We start from the raw sequence: 1365 nt of genomic DNA, 5'->3' as shown, positions 1-1365 counted from the left end.
GGTCGCGGCCAAGTCGGCGATCTGCGCGTCGGTCATCTGCCCGGTGATATCCACCGCCGGAACCGCCGCCGTCCAGCCCGTCCCGGTGTTGCGATACACCTTGCTGTCGGTGGTCAGGAACACCTGCCGCCCGGCGACATGGGGCGCGCCCGGCAGCGCGGCCAGCACTTCGACCGGCTTGATGCTGGCGGCAAATTCTGCCGTGGTCAGCGTCGCATCGGCGATCTGCGCCGCAACCACCTGCCCGGTGATCTTGGCCGCCGCAATGTCGGCAATCTGCGCGTCGGTCAGTTGCCCGCTGATTTTCGTTGCTGCCAGATCAGCGATTTGCGCGTCGGTCATCTGCCCGGTGATCTGCGTCGACGCGATGCTGGCGATCTGCGCCGCGGTCAACTGCCCGCTGATCTTGGTCGCGGCCAGATCGGCGATCTGCGCGTCGGTCATCTGCCCGGTGACATCCACCGCCGGAACCGCTGCCGTCCAGCCTGTCCCGGTGTTGCGATACACCTTGCTGTCGGTGGTCAGGAACACCATCCGCCCGGCGACATGGGGCGCGCCGGGCAGCGCCGCCAGCACTTCGACCGGCTTGATGCTGGCCGCGAACTCCGCCGTGGTCAGCGTCGCGTCAGCGATCTGTGCCGCCACCACCTGCCCGGTGATCTTGGCGGCAGCGATGTCCGCGATCTGCGCGTCGGTAAGCTGACCGCTGATCTTGGTCGCGGCCAGATCAGCGATTTGCGCGTTGGTCATCTGGCCGGTGATCTGCGTCGACGCAATGTCGGCAATCTGCGCCGCGGTCAACTGCCCGCTGATCTTGGTCGCGGCCAGGTCGGCGATCTGCGCGTCGGTCATCTGCCCGGTGACATCCACCGCCGGAACCGCCGCCGTCCAGCCTGTCCCGGTGTTGCGATACACCTTGCCGTCGGTGGTCAAAAACACCATCCGCCCGGCGACATGGGGCGGGCCAGGCAACGCCCCCAGAATCTCGACCGGCCTGATGCTTGCGGCAAACTGCGCCGTGGTCAGCGTCGCATCGGCGATCTGCGCCGCTACCACCTGCCCGGTGATCTTGGCCGCGGCGATGTCGGCGATCTGCGCGTCGGTAAGCTGACCGCTGATTTTGGTCGCGGCCAGATCGGCGATCTGCGCGTCGGTCATCTGCCCGGTGATCTGCGTTGACGCGATGCTGGCGATCTGCGCCGCGGTCAGTTGCCCGCTGATCTTGGTCGCGGCCAAGTCGGCGATCTGCGCGTCGGTCATCTGCCCGGTGATATCCACCGCCGGAACCGCCGCCGTCCAGCCCGTCCCGGTGTTGCGATACACCTTGCTGTCGGTGGTCAGGAACACCTGCCGCCCGGCGACATG

At 67.3% G+C, this 1365-nt stretch carries 1 protein-coding gene; it reads right to left on the bottom strand.

Annotated features, from left to right (window positions below):
- The coding region (locus Q8O71_01160) for a hypothetical protein (GenBank protein ID MDP2704989.1) at positions 1-1365 on the bottom strand (1365 nt) is incomplete at both ends.

It is taken from the genome of bacterium (genome assembly GCA_030690305.1).
In the GTDB taxonomy this organism is placed as follows: domain Bacteria; phylum Patescibacteriota; class Minisyncoccia; order Phycocordibacterales; family JAGLPS01; genus JBBUCK01.
Note: the sequence above shows the minus strand (reverse complement) of the source record. Positions and strands in the feature narration are given on the sequence as shown.